Origin of the sequence: Rhodococcus sp. GA1 (genome assembly GCF_024321955.1) — a bacterium.
Lineage (GTDB): Bacteria > Actinomycetota > Actinomycetes > Mycobacteriales > Mycobacteriaceae > Rhodococcus > Rhodococcus pyridinivorans.
The window spans coordinates 1,232,683-1,251,510 of the sequence record NZ_CP097186.1; the positions used below are offsets into that span (position 1 = coordinate 1,232,683).

Sequence of the window (18,828 nt, forward strand, 5' to 3'; positions counted from 1 at the left end):
ACCATCGTGCCTACAGCAAGAAGATCCATCCGCGCGGCCGCGGCAGGATCCGTGGCCCTGAGCGTCGCACTGACCGGTTGTGCCGGTGCAGGATCAATCGGTACGTCCGGCCGCACCGTCACCATCGCGATGGTGTCGAACTCCCAGATGCAGGACGCACAGCAACTCGCGTCGCAGTTCGAGGCCGAGAACCCGGAGATCGACCTGAAGTTCGTCACCCTCTCCGAGAACCAGGCCCGCGCCAAGATCACCGCGTCCACGGCGATGGGCGGTGGCGAGTTCGACGTCGTGATGATCAGCAACTACGAGACTCCCCAGTGGGCGGAGTACGGCTGGCTCACGAATCTGTCACCGTACATCGAGCAGACCGACGGCTACGACGCCGACGACATCATTCCCTCGCTGCGCGAAGCACTCTCGTACGAGGGCGATCTGTACTCGGTGCCCTTCTACGGCGAATCGTCGTTCCTCATGTATCGCAAGGACCTGTTCGAACAGGCCGGCATCACGCTGTCCGACCCGCCGACCTGGACCGAGGTCGCCGAGGCCGCAGCGCAACTCGACAGCCCCGACATCAACGGCATCTGCCTGCGCGGCAAGCCCGGCTGGGGTGAGCTGCTCGCACCGCTCGACACCGTCATCAACACCTTCGGCGGACGGTGGTTCGACGAGAACTGGAACGCACAGCTGAACAGTCCCGAGGTACGCGAAGCGGTGCAGTTCTATGTCGACCTCGTCCGCGAGTACGGTCAGCCCGGTGCCGCGACGAGCGGATTCAGCGAGTGCGCCACGCAACTCGCGCAGGGCCGGGTCGCCATGTGGTACGACTCCACCTCCGCCGTCTCGACCCTCGAGGATCCCGCGTCGAGCAACGTCGTCGGGAAGATCGGCTACGCGGCCGCGCCCGTCCAGGAGAAGGGCCCCTCGGGCTGGCTCTACACCTGGTCGCTCGGCATCCCCGCGAGCAGCGAACACACCGAGGACGCCTGGAAGTTCATCTCGTGGATGACCGACCAGCAGTACCTGCGCACCGTCGGCGAGCAACTCGGCTGGGAGCGGGTGCCGCCGGGCAGCCGACTGTCGACCTACGAGATCCCCGAATACGCCGAGGCTGCCGCGGCCTACGGCCCGATCACCCTCGAATCCATCGAGGGAGCCGACCAGCAGAACCCCACGGTCGACCCCGTCCCGTACACGGGCATCCAGTTCGTGGCCATCCCCGAGTTCCAGGATCTCGGCACCCGGGTCAGCCAGCAGATCAGCGCCGCCATCGCCGGACGGCAGAGCGTCGAGGACGCCCTCGACCAGGCACAGAAGTACGCCGAGGCCGTCGGCGCGACCTACCGGGAGAAGACGTCATGACCGCACCTGCAGCGCAGCGTCCCGCACCGGACGCCGACGAGCGCATCCGCGCCGTACGGGAAGCGAAGGAGGAGCAGATCTCCCGCGCCGAGGGATGGCGCCGGCGCGGCCCCCTGCTCCCGGCCCTGATCTTCACGATCGTTGTCACACAGATCCCGTTCCTGTTCACGCTGTACTACTCGACCCAGTCCTGGAACCTCGTCAGCCCCGGCTCCCGCCGGTTCGTCGGACTCCAGAACTACGTCGACGTCTTCCAGGACAGCCAGTTCTGGCAGGTCACCCTGAACACGGTGATCCTCATCGTCGGCACGGTCCTGATCTCCGTGATACTCGGGCTGCTTCTTGCGCTCCTGCTCGACCGGGCGTTCCTCGGCCGCGGTATCGCACGGACCCTGCTCATCACGCCGTTCCTCGTCACCCCGGTCGCCAGTGCACTGATCTGGAAGACGTCGATGTTCGATCCCGTTTTCGGCATCGTCAACTTCGTTCTCTCCCCCTTCGGATTGGGAGAGGTGGACTGGATCAGCCGGTTCCCGCTCCCGGCCGTGATGGTCGCGCTGGTGTGGCAGTGGACGCCGTTCATGATGCTGCTCATCCTCGCCGGCCTGCAGTCGATGCCCCGCGACATCCTCGAGGCCGGCCGCGTCGACGGCGCCGGAGCCTTCGCACTGTTCCGCGAACTGACGCTGCCGCATCTGCGCCGGTTCATCGAACTCGGCACCGTTCTCGGCGCGATCTACCTGGTGAACACGTTCGACGCGATCTACATGATGACCCAGGGCGGACCCGGCACGGCCAGCTCCAACCTGCCGTTCTACATCTACCAGCGCGCGTTCCTCGGCTTCGACATCGGCCAGGCCGCGGCAATGGGTGTCGTGGTCGTCATCGGCACGATCGTCATCGCCACCTTCGCGCTGCGCCTGATCTTCACATCGTTCACCGGCAAGGAGGAAGCGGCATGAGCACCACGGCCACGCAGCCGCAGGCTTCGGACACCACGGCACCCACCGGCCGTGTCATGCGCACGGCCCGGAAGCGCAAGAACCGCAAGTTCAATCCCTGGGGTGTGGTCGCGTGGATCGCCGCCATCGGATTCTTCTTCCCGGTCTTCTGGATGGTGCTCACCGCCTTCAAGCAGGAGGCCGACGCCTACTCCGACCCACCGAAGTTCTTCTTCACGCCCACCCTCGACCAGTTCCGGGCGGTGTTCGAGACCGGAGTGGGCACGGCCCTGCTCAACTCGGCCTTCGCCACGATCGTCTCGACGGTGCTGGTCCTGCTGCTCGGCGTGCCGGCGGCCTTCGCGCTGTCGCTGCGGCCGGTGAAGAAGACCAAGGACGTGCTGTTCTTCTTCATCAGCACGAAGATGCTGCCCATCGTCGCGGCGATCATCCCGCTGTACGTGATCGTCGCGAACGTCGGCCTGCTCGACAACATCTGGGCACTGATCATCCTGTACACGGCGATGAACCTGCCCATCGCGGTGTGGATGATGCGGTCGTTCTTCCTCGAGGTCCCGGGCGAGCTGCTCGAGGCGGCGAGCATGGACGGCGCGAGCCTGTGGACGGCGGTGCGCGAGCTGATCCTGCCGCTCGTCTCCCCCGGCATCGCTGCGACCGCCCTGATCTGCGTGATCTTCTCGTGGAACGAGTTCTTCTTCGCCGTCAACCTGACCGCTGTTCAGGCGCAGACAATTCCCGTCTTCCTCGTCGGCTTCATCACCGGTGAGGGCCTGTACTGGGCCCGGCTGTCCGCCGCCGCGACGATGGCGGCGCTGCCCGTCGTGCTCGCGGGCTGGCTCGCCCAGAACAAGCTCGTGCGCGGCCTGTCGTTCGGCGCCATCAAGTAGACCCGATTCCTTTTACCAGCAAGGACTTCCATCATGGCCGACATCACCTACCGCAACGCCTCGTGCATCTACGAGAACTCCGACACCTTCGCGGTCGATTCGTTGAACCTCGACATCGAGAACGGTGAGTTCGTGGTCCTCGTCGGACCGTCCGGATCCGGCAAGAGCACCGCGCTGCGCATGCTCGCCGGGCTCGAGGACATCGACGAGGGGTCGATCTCCATCGGCGGCAAGGACATGACCGGTGTGCCGTCGAAGGACCGCGACATCGCGATGGTCTTCCAGAACTACGCGCTGTACCCGAACAAGACGGTCGCCGAGAACATGGGCTTCGCTCTGAAGATGCGCGGTGTGAGCGCGGACGAGCGGCGCCGCAAGGTCGAGGAGGCGGCGAAGATCCTGGACCTGACCCAGTTCCTCGACCGCAAGCCCGCCAAGCTGTCCGGTGGTCAGCGCCAGCGCGTCGCGATGGGACGCGCGATCGTGCGCGAGCCACAGGTGTTCTGCATGGACGAGCCGTTGTCGAACCTCGATGCGAAGCTGCGCGTGCAGACTCGCACCGAGATCGCGGCGCTGCAACGCCGTCTCGGCACCACCACCGTCTACGTCACCCACGACCAGGTCGAGGCGATGACGATGGGCGATCGCGTCGCCGTCCTGAAGAACGGAGTGCTGCAGCAGTTCTCCAGCCCCACCGAACTCTACGACCGTCCCGCCAATGCGTTCGTCGCCGGTTTCATCGGCTCACCGTCGATGAACCTGCTCCGCGCGAAGGTCGTCGACGACGGAGTCGTCGTGGGCAGCACCGTCATCCCCGTCGAACGCGACCGCATCGCGCGACTGCACTCTGCAGGCATCGAGGAGGTCACCGCCGGGATCCGGCCGGAGGACTTCGAGATCGCCGACGAGGGCGTCGAAGCCGTCGTCGAACTCGTCGAGGAACTCGGCAGCGAGTCGTACCTGTACACGCGGGTGCCCGGCACCGGCAATCAGGTGGTCGCGCGGGCCCTCGTCCGCACCCCCGCACGCCTCGCCGACACCGTGCACCTGCGCAAGCGCGAAGGTACGGTGCACCTGTTCCACGTCGACACCGGAGAGCGAGTGGGCGACTGACCCGGCGACGGAAGGATCCTCGGTGGGCGAGCAGAAGGAACGGATGCTGGCCGGCGAACTCTACATCGCCGACGACCCCGAACTCGCCGCCGACGCGCTGCGGGCAGCGCTGCTGACCGAGAAGTACAACGCGTCGAGTGCAGCGGATACGGATGCGCGTCGCGCACTCCTCGAGGAGTTGTTCGACTCGATCGGTGACGACGTGGAGATCCGGCCGCCACTGCAGGTGGACTACGGGTATCGGATCACCGTGGGGGACGGGACATTCGTCAACTTCGGCGCGATCATGCTCGACGTCGCGCCGATCACGATCGGCTCGGACGTGCAGATCGGCCCGAACGTGCAACTCCTCACCCCCACTCATCCCCTCGATCCCGATCTCCGCCGCGCGAAGTGGGAATCGGCGCAACCCATCACGATCGGCGACAACGTGTGGCTCGGCGGTGGCGCAATCGTCGGACCGGGCGTCACGATCGGCGAGAACACGGTCGTGGGAGCCGGCGCGGTGGTCACCCGCGACCTGCCGCCGAACGTCGTGGCGACGGGCGTACCTGCTCGGGTGACGCGCCGGCTCTGAGCCGATCGAAGCCACCGCCTCCGAGTCGATCGGAGCGGAACTTGCGTCGATCCCGACGCTCGCTATGCTGCCCCGCATGATCAGTCGCCGCGCACGCCTCGTCAGCTTCGTCGTCGTCGCGGGTGCGGCACTCGTCGCGGCAGGGTGTTCGCGCAGCGTGGAGGGTAAGGCCACCGCATCCGAAGCACCCCCCGAGCCGTCGAGCACCACGGCGACCTCGTCGGCGCCGACCACGACCGCGACCACCACGGCCGCACCGAAGCCGGTCGACCCCGACGACTACGCGGCGACCAGCGAGGGCGTGTACTACTTCGCCTCGCCGGGCGGGCAGTTCGGATGCGCCATCCTCGTCCACACCGCCCCCCTGACGGGCTGCCAGGGCACGATGCCGGCGAGTGCACCCCGGGTCCCCGGCAGCGGCGCGCCCGACGTGCTGGTGCCCGCGAACGCCCTGATGCTCGAAGGGGACGGCCCCGGAGAGTGGGTCAGCATCGGCGACATCGCGTTCACGGATCTCGGAGGTGCCCCGAATACGCTGCCCCACGGCAGCACTCTCACCGTTGATCCGTTCACGTGCACCGTCGACGAGAAGACCGCTGTCACGTGCGAGACGGACACCCATGGCTTCACCGTGTCGGAGACCGGTGGCGAGGTGTGGTGACCGCATCGGCGATCAAGGAGCGCGGTCAGGGCAGGTCGTCCCGCGCCATCGGCATCATGAAATCGCCGATCTCGTCCCGCATCCACCACTGGCGCGTCGCGCGTCGTTCGGCGCGCGTGGCGAAGCGGTAGCGGAACAGGCGGGCCCGCACCAGACGGGGCGGGTCGTCCGGGAACGGGTTGTGCCGGAGCAACTTCACGGTGGCCGGATCGTTCTCCAGCAGTTTTCCCGCGAACCGCGGGAACCACCCCGCGGCGTAGTCGCGCGAGATCCCCGCGAACCACATCAACCAGTCCAGACGCAGGTGGTACGGCGCGTACTGACGAGGCCTGCGATACACGTCGCCCGGTTTGCCCTTGAACTCGTACTCGCGCCACTCCGTCGCCGGTGTCACCACCGCATCGGTGGTGCCTTCGACGATCACTTCCCGCCGGGTGCGTGTGACGGTGCCGAACGCGCCGTAGGTGTTCACGAAGTGCCACTTGTTGAACGAGGCGTTCATCGCCTGCCGATGCGACATCAGATTCGACACCGGCCAGTAGCTGAGCACCGCGACCAGCACGGTCAGCGCCACCACGGCGACGGTGAACGCGATCGGTGTCGGACCGTAGGTCGTGGTGGAGTCGATCAGCAACCCGTAGAAGCTGTCGGGCACCACCGACAGCGCGATGACGATGGTGATCCAGTTGAGCCACGCGAAATTGCCGCTCGTCACCAGCCACAACTGCGTGACGATCATGATCAGTGCGGCGATCCCGGCGACCGGTTGCGGCAGGAACAATCCGAACGGCACGACGAGCTGGGTGAAGTGGTTACCCGCCACCTCCACCTTGTGCAGCGGCCGCGGGATCAGGTGGAAGTAGCGGCTGAGCGGGCCGGGCATCGGCTGGGTTTCGTGGTGGTAGTACAGGCACGTCAGATCGCGCCAGCACCGGTCGCCGCGCATCTTGATCAGTCCGGCACCGAACTCCAGGCGAAACAGCAACCAGCGCAGCAGAATCAGCACGAGCAGCGGAGGCGCGGTATCGGCGTTGCCCAGGAAGATCGCGAGCACACCGCCCTCGAGCAGCAGCGACTCCCAGCCGAACGAGTACCAGACCTGGCCGACGTTGACGATCGACAGGTACAGCAGCCACATCACGAACCACACGAGCATGCAGACCACGAGCGGCAACTGCTCGGTGACACCGAGCACCGTCACCACCGACAACACGAGACCCACCGCGGCAACCGCGGTGAACAGAGCGTCGGAGTATCTCCAGTGGAACAGGCTCGGCGACTGCCGGAACGATGTGAGCGCCAGGAAGCGCGGGGCGGGAAGGATGCCGCGTTCGCCGATCAGCGCCCGGAACTGCAGCAGGGCCGCGAGGAAAGCCACGGCGTACAGCACCGCGAGTCCACGGGTGACCAGCAGCCGCCCGATCGTGTACCCGTCCGCGTCCAACCAGTCCATCGCTCGGCTCGTTCGTCGTCTGTCGTGCGCGCCATCTCGAGCATGCCACGTCCGGTTCGCCGACGGAGACAGTGTTGCGACGATGGGTCGACGGGATCGGGCCTCGTCCTCACTCGATACGGGTGCGGAGACGGACCGGCTACACGCGGATCTCCCGCCGCAGCCCACTCGCTCGGAGCACCTGCCGTGCCACGCCCGCGCGTACCGCATCCTCGGTCCCGATGATCCGCACGTGCGACCGCGCACGCGTGATCGCGGTGTACAGCAGTTCGCGGGTGAGCAGCGCCGATCCGGAATCGGGCAGCACCACCGAGACGGTGCCGTACTGACTGCCCTGGCTGCGGTGGATCGTCATCGCGTAGACGGTGCTCACCGCCGGGAGCTGACTCGGGCGCAGTTCGAACGGCGTCTCGCCGCGTGCGAACGCCGCGACGAGTTCGTCGCCGCGCCGCACGACCACGCCGGTGTCGCCGTTGTAGATCTGCATGTCATGGTCGTTCGCGGTGACGAGCAACGGCCGGCCCGGATACCAGCTCTCGGGATCGAGTCGCTGCCCCGCGGCCTCCCCGATCCACTCGGCGGCCTGCCGCGCCCACCACTGCACACCGGCCGGGCCGTCACGGTGCGCGCACAGCAACCGATGTTCCTCGAACCGCTTCAGCGCCGTCTCGACGTCCCCCGTCTCGGCGGACTTGGTGACCTCGGCGGCGGAGCGGACGATGTCGTCGCGCAGGGCGTCGAGGTCGGAGGGGGCCACGAACGAGACCTCCGGGTCGCCCCTGCGCAGGATGTCGAGCACCTCGTCGCCGGCGCCCTTACGGACGGCCACCGCCAGCTCGGCGATCGCACCACCGAAGCGGCGGCCGCGGCTCAGCCGCACGACACCGCCACCGAGCCGGGCGCGTTGGGCCGGAGTGAAGGCCGCCTCGGCGGGGTCGTCGGCGGCCGCCACATCGCGGGCGACGACCCGCTCGAAGACCGGATCGAGGGTGCCGCTGACCGGGCGCCCCACGAGGTCGGCAAGCACAGCACCGGCGTCGACCGAGGCGAGCTGGTCGGGGTCGCCCACGAGGACGAGCCGGGTGTCGGGCCGCACCGCCTCGAGCAGGCGGCACATCATCGTCAGCGACACCATCGACGTCTCGTCGACGACGATCACGTCGTACGGCAGGTGGTTGCCCGCGTGGTAGCGGAAGCGGGTGCGGCCGCGCTGCCAGCCGAGCATCCGGTGCACGGTCATGGCGGTGAGATTCGGCGGCAGACCCAGCTCGGTCTCCTGCTCGCGCACCGATTCCTGGAGGCGCGCAGCGGCCTTGCCGGTGGGAGCGGCCAGGCCGATGCGCAGTTCGTGTCCGTACAGGCGGGTGAGCAGCGCGAGGATCCGCGCCACGGTGTGGGTCTTGCCGGTGCCCGGCCCGCCCGCGATCACCGTGGTCGGTCGGGTGGCGGCGAGTGCCGCCGCGACGCGCTGACGATCGGGTGCCGGCGCGGGCCGGGAGGGATCCTCGGGATGGTGGAACAGCTCGTCGAGTGTCGCCGCGATGCGCTCCTCGTCGAGGTCGGGGAACGTCGCCGTGCGCTCGGCGAGCACCCGGCGGATCGTCTGCTCCTGCCGGAAGTACCGGTCGAGATACAGCAGCGGACCTTCCGCGGTATCGACGAGACGCAGCGGACGCAGAGGTCCGCGGTCGCCACCGACCACGAGGGGGCTGCGACGCAGCGCCGCGAGCACGTCCTCGTCGCGAGGCCACGGCAGGCTCGCGGGGTCGACGACGGGATGGCCGTCCGCGTCCTCGTCGACCGTGACCTCGCGGAAACGGGTGAGGTCGAGGCACACCGACCCGGATCGCACGGCACGCACCGCCAGCGCGGTGGCGAGATGCACGTGCGGGTCGTCCTCGCCGCCGAGCGCCGCGAGTCGCAGGGCGACGTGCACGTCGGCGGCGGAGAGTGCGCCCACCTCGTTGAACTGCCGCAGAGCGCCCTTGCCGCGCTGGGCGATCCGAACGTCGGTCATGGACTCGATCACGAAATCATGGCCTTTCCGGCGAGGAGGTCGGACAGGTCGGTGACGAGATCGGCCGGCGGATGCCAGTCGAACACGCCACTGCCGGGTGGACTGTCCGGTCCGGCCATGCCGCGGACGAACAGGTACTGCACACCACCGAGGTGGACGTGCGGGTCGTAGTCGCGCATCCGCCACCGCAGATAACGGTGCAGGGCAACGGAATAGAGCAGAGCCTGCATCGGATAGTGCGCGCGGAGCATCTCCGCCGCCATCGACTCGCGGGTGTAGTGGACGGTGGTCAGTTCGTCGACGGGCGCGAGCCGGTTGGTCTTGTAGTCGACGACGACGAATCGCGGACCGTCGGTGCGCAGCACGGCGTCGATACTGCCGTTGAGGTAACCCCGCAGCGGCACGGACTCGAGGGTGCGCACCAGATCGGCGTAGGTCGCCATCGGATCGTCGGCGGGCAGGTGCCGGCGCAGCAACCCACCGACCGCGTCGAGGGTGACGGTGACGGGCACCGGGCTGTCGCCTCCGGTGAGCGGCAACTCGAAGTCGAGTTCGGAGAGCCGGTCGGACGGCGTGAAGTCGGCGAGGGTCCGGCCGAGTGGCCCGAGCGGGGTGCGCATCACCGGGAGCAACGCCGCCGCGAGCTGGACGGGGTCTATCGGCGACATCTGGCGTCGCACCGTCTCGTGGCAGCAGTCGAGCAGTTCGGCCTCGAGGTCGGCGGCGGAGGTGTCGACGACCTCGAGGACGGCGTGCACCAGCGTGCCGAAGATCGTGCCGCCGGGCAGTCCGTTCATCGGTGACGGAATGCCTTCGCGCGCCGCTTCCGGTGCGCTCAGCGGAGGCTCGGCAGGCTCGTCGGTCGTCACCGGTTCCTCCACCTCACCGCTCACCACGGGCGCATCGTGCACCGAGGCGGTGAGCGCCGAATAGGAGGTCCTGCGCCAGTTCTCGTCGACGACCCGATCGAAGCGCGCGGCGGCGAGTGGGCCGGTCTCCACGCGGGGGCGGGTCCAGCGCAACACCGGAATCGGGTGCGGCCCGACCGCTTCGGCGGCGATGACCCCGTCGGCGCGCGCGGCCCACCGGTCGAATTCCTCGGCCATGGCCTCGTCGTGGCCGATCCGGCCTTCCGCGGAGACCTCTGCCGAACCGGGATCGCGGGCGAACAGCAACCGGTGCAGCGGAGACCGCGAGGTGGGGGTGGACGGCGCCCACCAGAGAGTGAGCGCACACTGCGCGCGCGTCACCGCCACGTACAGCAGGCGCAGTTCCTCTCCCGCCTCCTCGAGTTCGTGCTGACGCCGCCGCGCGACATAACCGGGACCGCTCTTGCCGCCCACATCGAGGATGCGTCGGCCGTACTCGTGCAGCAGCAGCTTGTCGGGCTCGGGGTTCTTCGCGGCATCCCACCCGTACGGGACGTGGACGACGGGGAATTCGAGTCCCTTGCTGCCGTGCACGGTGAGGATCTGGACCGCCGCGGCGTCGCTGTCGAGGCGCCGGATCCGGTCGGCTCCACCTCGGTCGGGGTCGTTGATGCGATCCTCGAGCCAGCGGGTGAGTGCCGCCAGCCCCAGCGACTGTGCCGAGGCGACGTCCTCGAGCAACTGTGCGACGTGCCGGATGTCTGTGAGGGTGCGTTCCCCGGACGGCTGATCGAGGAGGCGGGCCTCGACCGAACCGAAGGACGCGAGGCGTTCGAAGACGGCGGCGAAGCCGGTGCGGGCGTAGACGTCGTTCAGTTCGCGGAGCAGTCCGCCGACCTCCACGACCAGCGCTTCGCCCTCCGAATCGATGTCGGTCATCGTGCGGCCGAGCAACGGGGTGAGCGCGGCGAGCCGGACGCGATCGGCGCGATGGGGCTGCTCGAGCGCATAGAGAACCCACAGCCAGTGCTGTGCGGACGGTGTGGCGAACACACTCGTGCCCCCGGAGACCACGCACGGCACGTTCGCCTTCGTCAGCGCGTCGTGGACGAGCGTCACCTGTTTGTGTTTGCGCACGAGGACCGCGATGTGCCCGGGTTGCACACGCTCGGGCCCGGAACCGAGGTCGACGGTGACGTTCTCGTCGTCGAGCAGGCGCACGATGTCGGCCGCCACGTCGCGAGCGACCCGCCCACGTAAGCCGTCGAGGTTCTGCGGGAAACCCCAGTCGTTGAGCGGACCGGCACCGGCGCGGGGCAGGTGACGCACCCGCAGGGGCGCGATACCCGAGAGCCGGGAATCGGCGGCTGCCGCCTTCACCGGGTTCACCACGATGCGGGGATCACCGAGAGCCGCACCGAGATGGACGTGTTCGAGCGCCCGGACGAGATCGCCGTCGCTGCGCCAATTGGTGGTCAGCTCGCAGTAGGTGTCGGATTCGGAGACGGCGTCGAGATAGCTGAGCACCTCCGCGCCGCGGAAGGCGTAGATCGCCTGTTTCGGGTCGCCGACGAGCACGAGCGTGCTGTGCCCGTGGAACGCCCGGCGCAGGATCTCCCACTGCTTGGGGTCGGTGTCCTGGAACTCGTCGACGAGGACGACGGAGAAGCGCGCACGCATCCGCCGGCAGGCGGCGTCGCCGTGCTCCGGATCGCCGAGCACCGCGTGCAGTAGGGACAACTGGTCGTCGAAGTCGCGCAGTCCGAGCCGGCGCTTGCGCCGTTCTACCTCCTCGCGGACCGCACGCGCGAATTCCACACGCTCGCCTGCCGCGGTGCCGTCGGCGTCGTTCGGTGCGAGTTCGGCCTGCGGGTCGAAGATCGCCTCCTTCGCGGCGACGGCCGCCTCGGCGTAGGTGATGGGGGCCTGTCCCCTGCCGTAGCGCCGCAGGTAGAGATCGTCGACGACCTCCACCCGCAGGTCGTCGACGTCCTCGACGACCGTGACGTCGGGTTCGCGTTCACCGGCGATCCCGAGTTCGTCGAGCATGCGGCGGCAGAAGCCGTGCGTGGTGGAAATGGTGCCGGAGTCGAAGTCGGACAACGCCTGTCGTAGGCGGGCCCGCCGCGCGTCGACGTCCTCGCTCGCGAGATGACGGACGAGCATGTCGGTGCTCGCCCGCGCACTCTCGGGATCGGCGAGGGCGGTGGCGACCTGCGCGAACCGGTTCCGGGTACGTTCGCGCAGTTCCTGCGTCGCAGCCCGGCTGAAGGTGACGAGCAGCAGATCCGACAGGTGGGCGCGCCCTTCGGCGACGAACCGGGTGGCGAGCCCGACGATCGCGTACGTCTTCCCCGTTCCCGCGCTGGCCTCGAGAACGGTGGTGCCGCTCGGGAGCCGGCCGAGCAGATCGAAGCCTGCCGGCGGCGGACCGCCCGCGGCGCGCGGATCGGTGATGGCGGTATCGGGCACGCTGCGTCCTTCTCTCACGGGCGTCCCTGGTTCTCGGAGGCGAGCAGGGGTTCCCACAACCGTCGGGCGAGCACACCGAAACGGGTGGGGTCGTCGAACCAGCCGGCCTCGACACCCTCCGGTGCGTCGGCGGTGAGCTGCCCGAACGTGACGTCGGGCCCGTACAGATACTGCACGTGACGGTCCTTGCCGTCGCCGAACGCGCCACCGAACGCCTTCCCGGCGGCCGACAGTGCCATCTCCACGGAATCACCGCGGTGGCGGCGATCGGCGTACTCGGCCGACGCGCCCGTCACGAGCGGCAGCGGCCGGCACAGTCCACGATCGCGCAGATCGACGAGTGCGGCGAGCAGCGCGACGGGATCGGCGGGAGCCAGAAGGGTCGAGCGCCAGGCCGGATACGAGCGCGAACGGCTGCGCCCGGTGGTCACCGCACGCCACTGTCCGGGATGACCCGAGGCGACGACGGCGAGCAACCGGATCCATGCTTCCAGCCGGTGTTTCGGGGACAGCTTGGAATAGGTGCTGCGGGCCAGTACCTCGCCGTGTACACCTCCGACGGTGCCGGTGAGCCGACGACCGTCGCCGAGATCGACGCGGATGTCGACGGTGCGGGCCTGCCCGGTGTGCACACCGGCGCAGGCGTGCACGAGGCGGTCGACGTTGTCGCTCACCGCGTCGAGGGTCCTGCGGCCGAGCGCGAACGGCGGGAGCGTGCCGCGACGCCATTCCGCGTCCTGGAAGGCACCCGCGGACATGCCCGCCAATCGCGCTTCGAGCATGCGGTCGCCCAGTTGCCACTGAGCGAGACCGTCGAGTTCGACGTCGAGTGCGTCGGCGATGCCCTCGTCGGTGTCGGGGATCCGCAGACCGAGTCGCTGCCGGAGGAATCCCTGCGTCGGATGTGTCAGGAAGGAAACGAGTTCGTCGAGATCGACATCGGTGCGTGCCGGGGCCGGAAGGTCGTCGACGAGGAGCGCACCCGACCGGTCGCGCTCCACCGAACCTCCTTGTCCGGCACGGGCTCCCGCGAGTGCGGTGACACCGAACCCGAACGGGTCGTCGGCCCGGAAATTGCGCGGATCGAAGGGCTGCAGGGGATGTCGCCGCACGATGCGCTCGTCGTCGACGTCGACTCCCGTCATCGTCGACACCACGTCGCGCACCTCGGTGAGCGGAATCGCCGGTGGGCGCAGTGCTCCGGTGACGGCGTCGGCGCCGGTGTGGAACAACAGCACACGCTCCTCCGCGGCCATCAGCGCGTCGAGCAGCAGCTGCCGGTCCTCGCTGCGCGGATCACGCTCTCCCACACAGGGATTCTGGGTCAGGACATCGTCGCCGTCGATGTGGGCCGTGCGGGGGAAGACGTCGTCGTCGAGACCGAGGAGAACCACCACGCGATGGGGCACCGAGCGCATCGGCACCATCGTGCACACGGTCAGTTCGCCGGTACGGAAGTTCGAGCGCGACGGACGCCCGGCGAGCCGGGAGGAGAGCATGGACCGGACGTCGCTCAGGGACAACTGCGTGTCGCCGGCGTGCGCGACGGCGTCGCCGATCTCGCGCCGCGCGCGGGTGAGCTGCCATGCGTCGGCGGCGGGAACGTCGGCGAGCAGATCGATGCCGTAACCGAGTTCGTCCGACCACCGCCCCGCCGGGTGCGGGCCGCGCAGCCGGAGCAGCACCACCGTCAGCCGGTCGATGAACTCGGCGAACCGCCCGGCGAGGTCGATGTCGTTGCTGTCGACGTCGTCGAGGGGCAGCGACAGGGACAGCCACTCCCCGTCCGCGCCGTCTGCGGCGACACCGAGCAGGATACGGTCGAGTGCCGCACCGAAAGTGTTCTGCATGAAGTCGCCGAGACCGAAACTCTTGCGCTGCCACGGGCCGAGACCCCAACGGGCACCGGTCTCGGTGGTCCACTCCTGCAGGCGTTCGAGTTCGTCGTCGTCGAATCCGAACTTGCGGCGCACCGGAGCCGACGCGGCGAGGTCGAGGACTTCGCTGGCGGTGACCCGGCCGTCGGCGAGCGCGAGCAGTTCGGACACCACCGCAAGGATCGGATCGGTGCGGCGCAGGCCGCGATCGGCGAGACGGACCCGCAGCGTGTGGCCGGGATGCTCGCCGACCCCGGCACCGAAGGCGGCATGGACGAGCGGCGCGTACGTCTCGACGTCGGGGCACATGACGACGACGTCGCGCGGTTCGAGCGTGGGGTCGTCGCGGAACAGGTGCAGCAGGCACTCTCGGAGCACCTCGACCTGCCGGGTGGGGCCGTGGCAGGCATGGATCATCACGGTCCCGTCGGGCGCGGCCGATCCGTGTGCGGGGGCGCGGTCGTCGCGGAGATCGGCCTGCAACCGGCCGAGGAGCGTCGCCGGCGGCCGGGGTGAGGGATGCGGAAGGTCGGTGCACTCGAGGCCGGAGAGCCGGCTCTGAAGTTCGCGTACGTCGCGGCCGAGCGCGGCCAGCAGCGGGTGCTGCACCCCGAGAGCGCTGTGGTCGTCGGCGCGACGCGTCGACTCCGGACGCCGGGTCAGTCCGTCCCACATCACCGGGCTCGGGTGCGGGAGCCAGATGTGCACGTCGCGGTGGTGCCCGAGCGCGGTCAGCACCTCGACGAGGACGGTGTCGAGCCGGGTCGGACCGAAGATCGACAGTCGTTCGGGCAGGTCGACGACGTCGGGGTCGTTGCGCAGCCGGCCGCACAGTTCGTCGAGTCGCTGCGACGGGCTGTCGACGCCGATGCGGGCGCGCAGCCGTCGCCACAGCTCGGCTTGCCAACGCAGATGGTCGTCGAGAGGCGCACCCGTGCCGTCGGTGTCGTTCCCCGCCGCCCACTGGGAGATCATCCCGGGGCGCTGGAGTCCGTAACTGCGGAGAAGGCCGGTGAGATGCGCTGCGGTGGCGTACCGGCGTCCGGCCCGGTGGTCGTCGGCGCCGTGACCGAGATGCCGCGCGAGGGTGGCGCACCACGGTTCGCCGACGCACTCGTCGATCACCCCGAGCAGCGACCACAACATGCGGGAGGGATGCCACGGATCGTCGTCGGCGGTGATGCCGGAGGCCGCGGCGAGCGCTTCGTCGACGAGGCGGGACGGGGACGGGAAGTCGATGTTGGCGGCCACCCCGTCGCCGGCGGAGGAACCGAGCATTCCCGACAACCGCTGGGTGAGCCATCTTTCGACACCGCGCGCGGGCACCGCGACGACCTCCCGCGCGAACGGATCGTCGAGGGGCTCGGCGAGCACCTCGGCCAGCGCATCCGCCAGGATGCCGGTGCGCTCGGCACGGTGCAGTATCAGCACGCGTCGCTCCCCCTCGTCGTCGCTCGTTCCCGTCCGGTACGGCTTATCACACCGCCCGGACAGGCGACTGCGTCGCAGGTCGCGAGTGCTCCGTGCCGGAGGTTGCGGGCGCTCCGTGCGACGGACGAGCTACAGGGCGGGACGAACCCCGCCGGGAGAGACGCCGAAGACCGCCATCGATCGCGTACCCGCGATCGAGACGACGTCCCCGGCACGAAGTGGAGTACGGGGACTGCGGACCTGGCGATGATTGACGCGGACGAGACCTTCCATGAGCAGCGCCGCCGCTTCACCGCCCGAGCCGGCCAGTCCGCTCTCCTGGAGGAAACCGAACAGGGAGTCGCGCACGAGTGCCTCCATGACACCTACGGTCCCCTCCGGAGGCGACGATGCCTCCTCACACGGGGTCCGTGCGGGTGCACATCCGATGAACACACGGCGAACACCGGCGGCCGGGATTCAGGTCTCGGTCGAGATGTCGAACAACGACAACTGGTTCTTCGTCATCTCGGCAGTGATATCCGCGCGGTAGCGCTCCCCCAGATTCTGTGCGACATGGGCAGGACAACCGAGTTCGCTGCCGATCTGCTCCCAGGTGTATCCGGCCTCGCGGCGTTCCCACGCGTAGCCGCCGTCCTCGTCCCACGGCATCGACATGATCCGATGGTGGCCTGGGTCACACCCCTCTTCAACGACCTGACCCGGTGTGTCGCCGACGAATCCGGCGGGAACGACGATGCCGCCGTACCTCGGAAGAGGAACGACGGCATCGGACCAGATGATCCGTCGATCGGAAGCCGATCGATCGGGCGCCCCTGCGAATCAGTTCTCCGTGAGCCACTTGTCGAGGTCGGTCCGATCGTTCTGGACGATGTTCTCGACGAGCTGGACGATCAGGCCCTCGATCTGCCCACCGACGACGGGAACCTTGACGGTGGCCTCGCCACGCACCTCGATCTCGGTACCGCCGTCCGCGTTGCCACGAAGCTCCGAACGGCCCGCGATCGTGATCGGCAGCCCCGACGTGCTGCCGGCGAGGGTTCCCTGCGCCGTACCGTCCTCGAGTCCGCCCCATTCGTCGGTGCGCTCGATGATCAGAGGTCCTCGCACCACGCCCCGGACGACCGCGGGCAGCGCGGAGGTGTCGATCTGGTCGGAGACCTTCGCGCGGAAGGTCCCGGGACCGGAGCCGACCTCGAGCTGCGCCACGCCGGTCTGGCTCGCAGCCAGTCGGCTGTTCCAGAAGTCCTCGCTGGTCAAAGCGCCGTGGACGCGTTCGACGCTGTGGTCGAGCGTGGACGTGAAAACGAATTCCTTGGACATGACCGGAGACGATATCCTCCCGCTCGGATCTGGACGAAACGGGCCTACCGGTGTCGTTCTGCCACGTCAGAGAACAGCGACGAGGGTCGCCGCCGCTCCTCCGACGACACCCACCAGAGCGAGCCCGGCCGCCAGGGATCCTGCGACCACCGCGGCGGCTGCGAATCCGCAGACGGCGAGGACGACGAACATCAGCATGCCCGCGATCGGGTGCTCGAGCAGGGCCGGCATCTCCTCCGTCACCGGAGGTTCCACCTCCCTCGACGCCACGGCGGCCGACGGCGGGACCTCGACGGACCGCGCGTCGATCGTCTGCGCCGGAATGTCGGCCGACTGCGACGGAGCAACCGTCGCCGGAGCGGTGATCACGTCCGTGGGCATGACGGGTGCTGCCGTGGTCATCGTGTCGTCCCCGCTTTCCTTTGTGCTGCTTGCGGCCGTCTCACGGTCGCCGATCACCTGAGGAGTCAGGCGGACCGCGTCTCGTCCCGGCCTCGATCTCTCACGTCAAGGTGTGCTCCGAAGTTTCCCCGCGAGCAACCGGCTCAAACCGAGACCCGTGCGACTCGCGTGCGCCGAGTGGTCACTGCAGCAACGAACCCGACCAGAGGGTGTGTTATGGATCACATAGACGTTAGCAGTTACGGGGGTCGGGTAGCCGACAGTTGTCACGTCATTTCTCGATGGATGTGAATTCGTCGGTAGATCACCGACTCTTCCAGTGCGAAGGAGGCGAACGCACGATGACCGAGAACCGAACTCCCGCGTTGCTCACCCAGTTGCGCACTCTCCACGAACTGACCCATGCAGAGACCCAGGTCGCCGAAACGCGTGTCGCGCAGGCCCGAACCGAAGCGGTACGCAAGGAGCTGACCGAGAACGCCGAGAACTGCCGCATCCGTGCGGTGGCGATCGAAGAGGCGATCCGCGATCTGGGCGGACTTCCCGATGTGGTCGGGCCGTTCATCGGCCGCGCCGCCATCATGGTGAAGACCCTCACCGAGCAGGCGCAGCCGTTCGACGAAGCACTGCTGTCGGACCTCGCCCTCGAACATCAGCTCCTCGACCGTGCCCGCTACGTGAAGGCACTGGCCATCGCGGGCGGACACAAGTCGATCGTGTCGCTGGCGGACCGTCTGATCACGGCTCACACGGCGACGGTCGAGTGGCTCACCACCGTCATCGCGGAGGAGGCGCTCGGTGGTCCTGCCGCTCTGCGTCGCACTCCCCTGCAGGCCGCGGCCGGCGCAGCGGTGCGCCTGGTCAACACGCCGGTCACCTGGTCGGCGCGCAGCATCGATCGAGCGATCGATGTCGCCCGCTCGACGCGTCCCCGCATCGAGTCGCTGCTCTCGCGCGGCGCGCATGCCGGTGACGTCGCAGCCAAGACCATCGGTGCCTCGCGCGATGCGGCTCTCGAGACGGCCGAGCGCGTGAGCCGTCGTGAAGGCGCCGACGGCACCGCCGACGCTCTGCACAAGGCACGCAGCGCCTCGGGTGTCCTCACCGAGGAGGAGTTGCCGATCCGGAACTACGACGATCTCACCGTCCCGAAGGCCGTGGCGGCGGTCAAGGAACTGACCGAGCCCGCGGACATCCGGGCGATCGTCGCCTACGAGGAAGCGCACAAGGCACGACACGGTGTTATCTCCGCGGCCCAGACCCGTCTGGCCGCCATCGCGCAGGAAGTGGTCGGCATCTGATCCGCCGCACCCAGTCACGTCACACGATCGCCGGGTCCCTCGTGGGCCCGGCGATCGTCGTCACTGTCGCGGGCCCGGCGACCCATCGTCACCGCCGGTGTCGGTCCCGCTCACAGCGGGT

At 68.6% G+C, this 18,828-nt stretch carries 15 protein-coding genes; 7 read left to right on the forward strand and 8 right to left on the reverse strand.

Annotated features, from left to right (window positions below):
- The first annotated feature begins 51 nt into the window (after positions 1-51).
- The 6 genes from M3330_RS05735 (at position 52) to M3330_RS05760 (ending at position 5,562) form a co-directional block, all read left to right on the forward strand.
- A complete protein-coding gene (locus tag M3330_RS05735) occupies positions 52-1,362 on the forward strand; it encodes a sugar ABC transporter substrate-binding protein (RefSeq protein WP_197481805.1) in 1,311 nt (436 codons plus the stop codon).
- Positions 1,359-2,324, forward strand: a complete 966-nt coding sequence (locus M3330_RS05740) for a carbohydrate ABC transporter permease (protein WP_006550640.1) — start codon at positions 1,359-1,361, stop codon at positions 2,322-2,324. Before M3330_RS05735 ends, M3330_RS05740 begins: the two co-directional genes overlap by 4 nt.
- Positions 2,321-3,211 (forward strand): carbohydrate ABC transporter permease, encoded by an 891-nt coding sequence (locus M3330_RS05745; protein ID WP_006550641.1) that lies wholly within the window; start codon positions 2,321-2,323, stop codon positions 3,209-3,211. The genes M3330_RS05740 and M3330_RS05745 overlap by 4 nt, the downstream gene beginning before the upstream one ends.
- A gap of 33 nt (positions 3,212-3,244) precedes the next feature.
- Positions 3,245-4,324: an ABC transporter ATP-binding protein gene (locus tag M3330_RS05750; RefSeq protein WP_006550642.1), complete on the forward strand. Its 1,080-nt coding sequence runs from the start codon at positions 3,245-3,247 to the stop codon at positions 4,322-4,324.
- 22 nt (positions 4,325-4,346) lie between these two features.
- Entirely contained in the window at positions 4,347-4,901 is a 555-nt protein-coding gene (locus M3330_RS05755) for a sugar O-acetyltransferase (RefSeq protein WP_033097265.1), read from the forward strand.
- A gap of 76 nt (positions 4,902-4,977) precedes the next feature.
- On the forward strand, positions 4,978-5,562 hold the full coding sequence (locus M3330_RS05760) for a hypothetical protein (RefSeq protein WP_255027482.1): 585 nt from the start codon (positions 4,978-4,980) through the stop codon (positions 5,560-5,562).
- A gap of 25 nt (positions 5,563-5,587) precedes the next feature.
- On the opposite strand, the gene M3330_RS05765 is transcribed toward M3330_RS05760, so the two are convergent.
- The 8 genes from M3330_RS05765 to M3330_RS05800 all read right to left on the reverse strand — a co-directional run bounded on the left by M3330_RS05765 (position 5,588) and on the right by M3330_RS05800 (position 17,406).
- The gene (locus M3330_RS05765; RefSeq protein WP_255027484.1) at positions 5,588-7,015 is read right to left on the reverse strand and encodes a lipase maturation factor family protein; all 1,428 of its coding nucleotides are present in this window, start codon (positions 7,013-7,015) and stop codon (positions 5,588-5,590) included.
- A 139-nt stretch (positions 7,016-7,154) separates the two neighbouring features.
- Entirely contained in the window at positions 7,155-9,032 is a 1,878-nt protein-coding gene (gene recD, locus M3330_RS05770) for an exodeoxyribonuclease V subunit alpha (protein ID WP_037215769.1), read from the reverse strand.
- Positions 9,033-9,040: 8 nt separating this feature from the next.
- The gene (locus M3330_RS05775) at positions 9,041-12,373 is read right to left on the reverse strand and encodes a UvrD-helicase domain-containing protein (protein ID WP_255027498.1); all 3,333 of its coding nucleotides are present in this window, start codon (positions 12,371-12,373) and stop codon (positions 9,041-9,043) included.
- A gap of 14 nt (positions 12,374-12,387) precedes the next feature.
- Positions 12,388-15,681 (reverse strand): exodeoxyribonuclease V subunit gamma, encoded by a 3,294-nt coding sequence (gene recC, locus M3330_RS05780; RefSeq protein WP_255027500.1) that lies wholly within the window; start codon positions 15,679-15,681, stop codon positions 12,388-12,390.
- Between the two features lie 129 nt (positions 15,682-15,810).
- The gene (locus M3330_RS05785) at positions 15,811-16,041 is read right to left on the reverse strand and encodes an RNA-binding S4 domain-containing protein (protein WP_255027502.1); all 231 of its coding nucleotides are present in this window, start codon (positions 16,039-16,041) and stop codon (positions 15,811-15,813) included.
- A gap of 99 nt (positions 16,042-16,140) precedes the next feature.
- Entirely contained in the window at positions 16,141-16,338 is a 198-nt protein-coding gene (locus tag M3330_RS05790; protein WP_255027504.1) for a hypothetical protein, read from the reverse strand.
- A 165-nt stretch (positions 16,339-16,503) separates the two neighbouring features.
- Positions 16,504-17,004 (reverse strand): DUF2505 domain-containing protein, encoded by a 501-nt coding sequence (locus tag M3330_RS05795; RefSeq protein ID WP_255027506.1) that lies wholly within the window; start codon positions 17,002-17,004, stop codon positions 16,504-16,506.
- 66 nt (positions 17,005-17,070) lie between these two features.
- Positions 17,071-17,406 carry a hypothetical protein gene (locus M3330_RS05800; RefSeq protein ID WP_255027508.1) on the reverse strand — a complete coding sequence of 112 codons (336 nt, stop codon included), beginning with the start codon at positions 17,404-17,406 and terminating at the stop codon, positions 17,071-17,073.
- Between the two features lie 341 nt (positions 17,407-17,747).
- On the opposite strand from M3330_RS05800, the gene M3330_RS05805 reads away from it, so the two are divergent.
- Positions 17,748-18,707, forward strand: a complete 960-nt coding sequence (locus M3330_RS05805) for a hypothetical protein (protein ID WP_006550653.1) — start codon at positions 17,748-17,750, stop codon at positions 18,705-18,707.
- The last annotated feature ends 121 nt before the right edge of the window (positions 18,708-18,828 follow it).

Excerpts from the sequence above, each read along its gene's own strand:
- M3330_RS05795 (WP_255027506.1), bottom strand. The coding sequence starts at position 17,004 with ATGTCCAAGGAATTCGTTTTCACGTCCACGCTCGACCACAGCGTCGAA.
- M3330_RS05785 (WP_255027502.1), bottom strand. The coding sequence starts at position 16,041 with ATGGAGGCACTCGTGCGCGACTCCCTGTTCGGTTTCCTCCAGGAGAGC.
- M3330_RS05805 (WP_006550653.1), top strand. The coding sequence starts at position 17,748 with ATGACCGAGAACCGAACTCCCGCGTTGCTCACCCAGTTGCGCACTCTC.
- M3330_RS05760 (WP_255027482.1), top strand. The coding sequence starts at position 4,978 with ATGATCAGTCGCCGCGCACGCCTCGTCAGCTTCGTCGTCGTCGCGGGT.
- M3330_RS05740 (WP_006550640.1), top strand. The coding sequence starts at position 1,359 with ATGACCGCACCTGCAGCGCAGCGTCCCGCACCGGACGCCGACGAGCGC.
- M3330_RS05750 (WP_006550642.1), top strand. The coding sequence starts at position 3,245 with ATGGCCGACATCACCTACCGCAACGCCTCGTGCATCTACGAGAACTCC.
- recD (WP_037215769.1), bottom strand. The coding sequence starts at position 9,032 with ATGACCGACGTTCGGATCGCCCAGCGCGGCAAGGGCGCTCTGCGGCAG.
- M3330_RS05800 (WP_255027508.1), bottom strand. The coding sequence starts at position 17,406 with ATGACCACGGCAGCACCCGTCATGCCCACGGACGTGATCACCGCTCCG.
- M3330_RS05790 (WP_255027504.1), bottom strand. The coding sequence starts at position 16,338 with ATGTCGATGCCGTGGGACGAGGACGGCGGCTACGCGTGGGAACGCCGC.
- M3330_RS05745 (WP_006550641.1), top strand. The coding sequence starts at position 2,321 with ATGAGCACCACGGCCACGCAGCCGCAGGCTTCGGACACCACGGCACCC.
- M3330_RS05765 (WP_255027484.1), bottom strand. The coding sequence starts at position 7,015 with ATGGACTGGTTGGACGCGGACGGGTACACGATCGGGCGGCTGCTGGTC.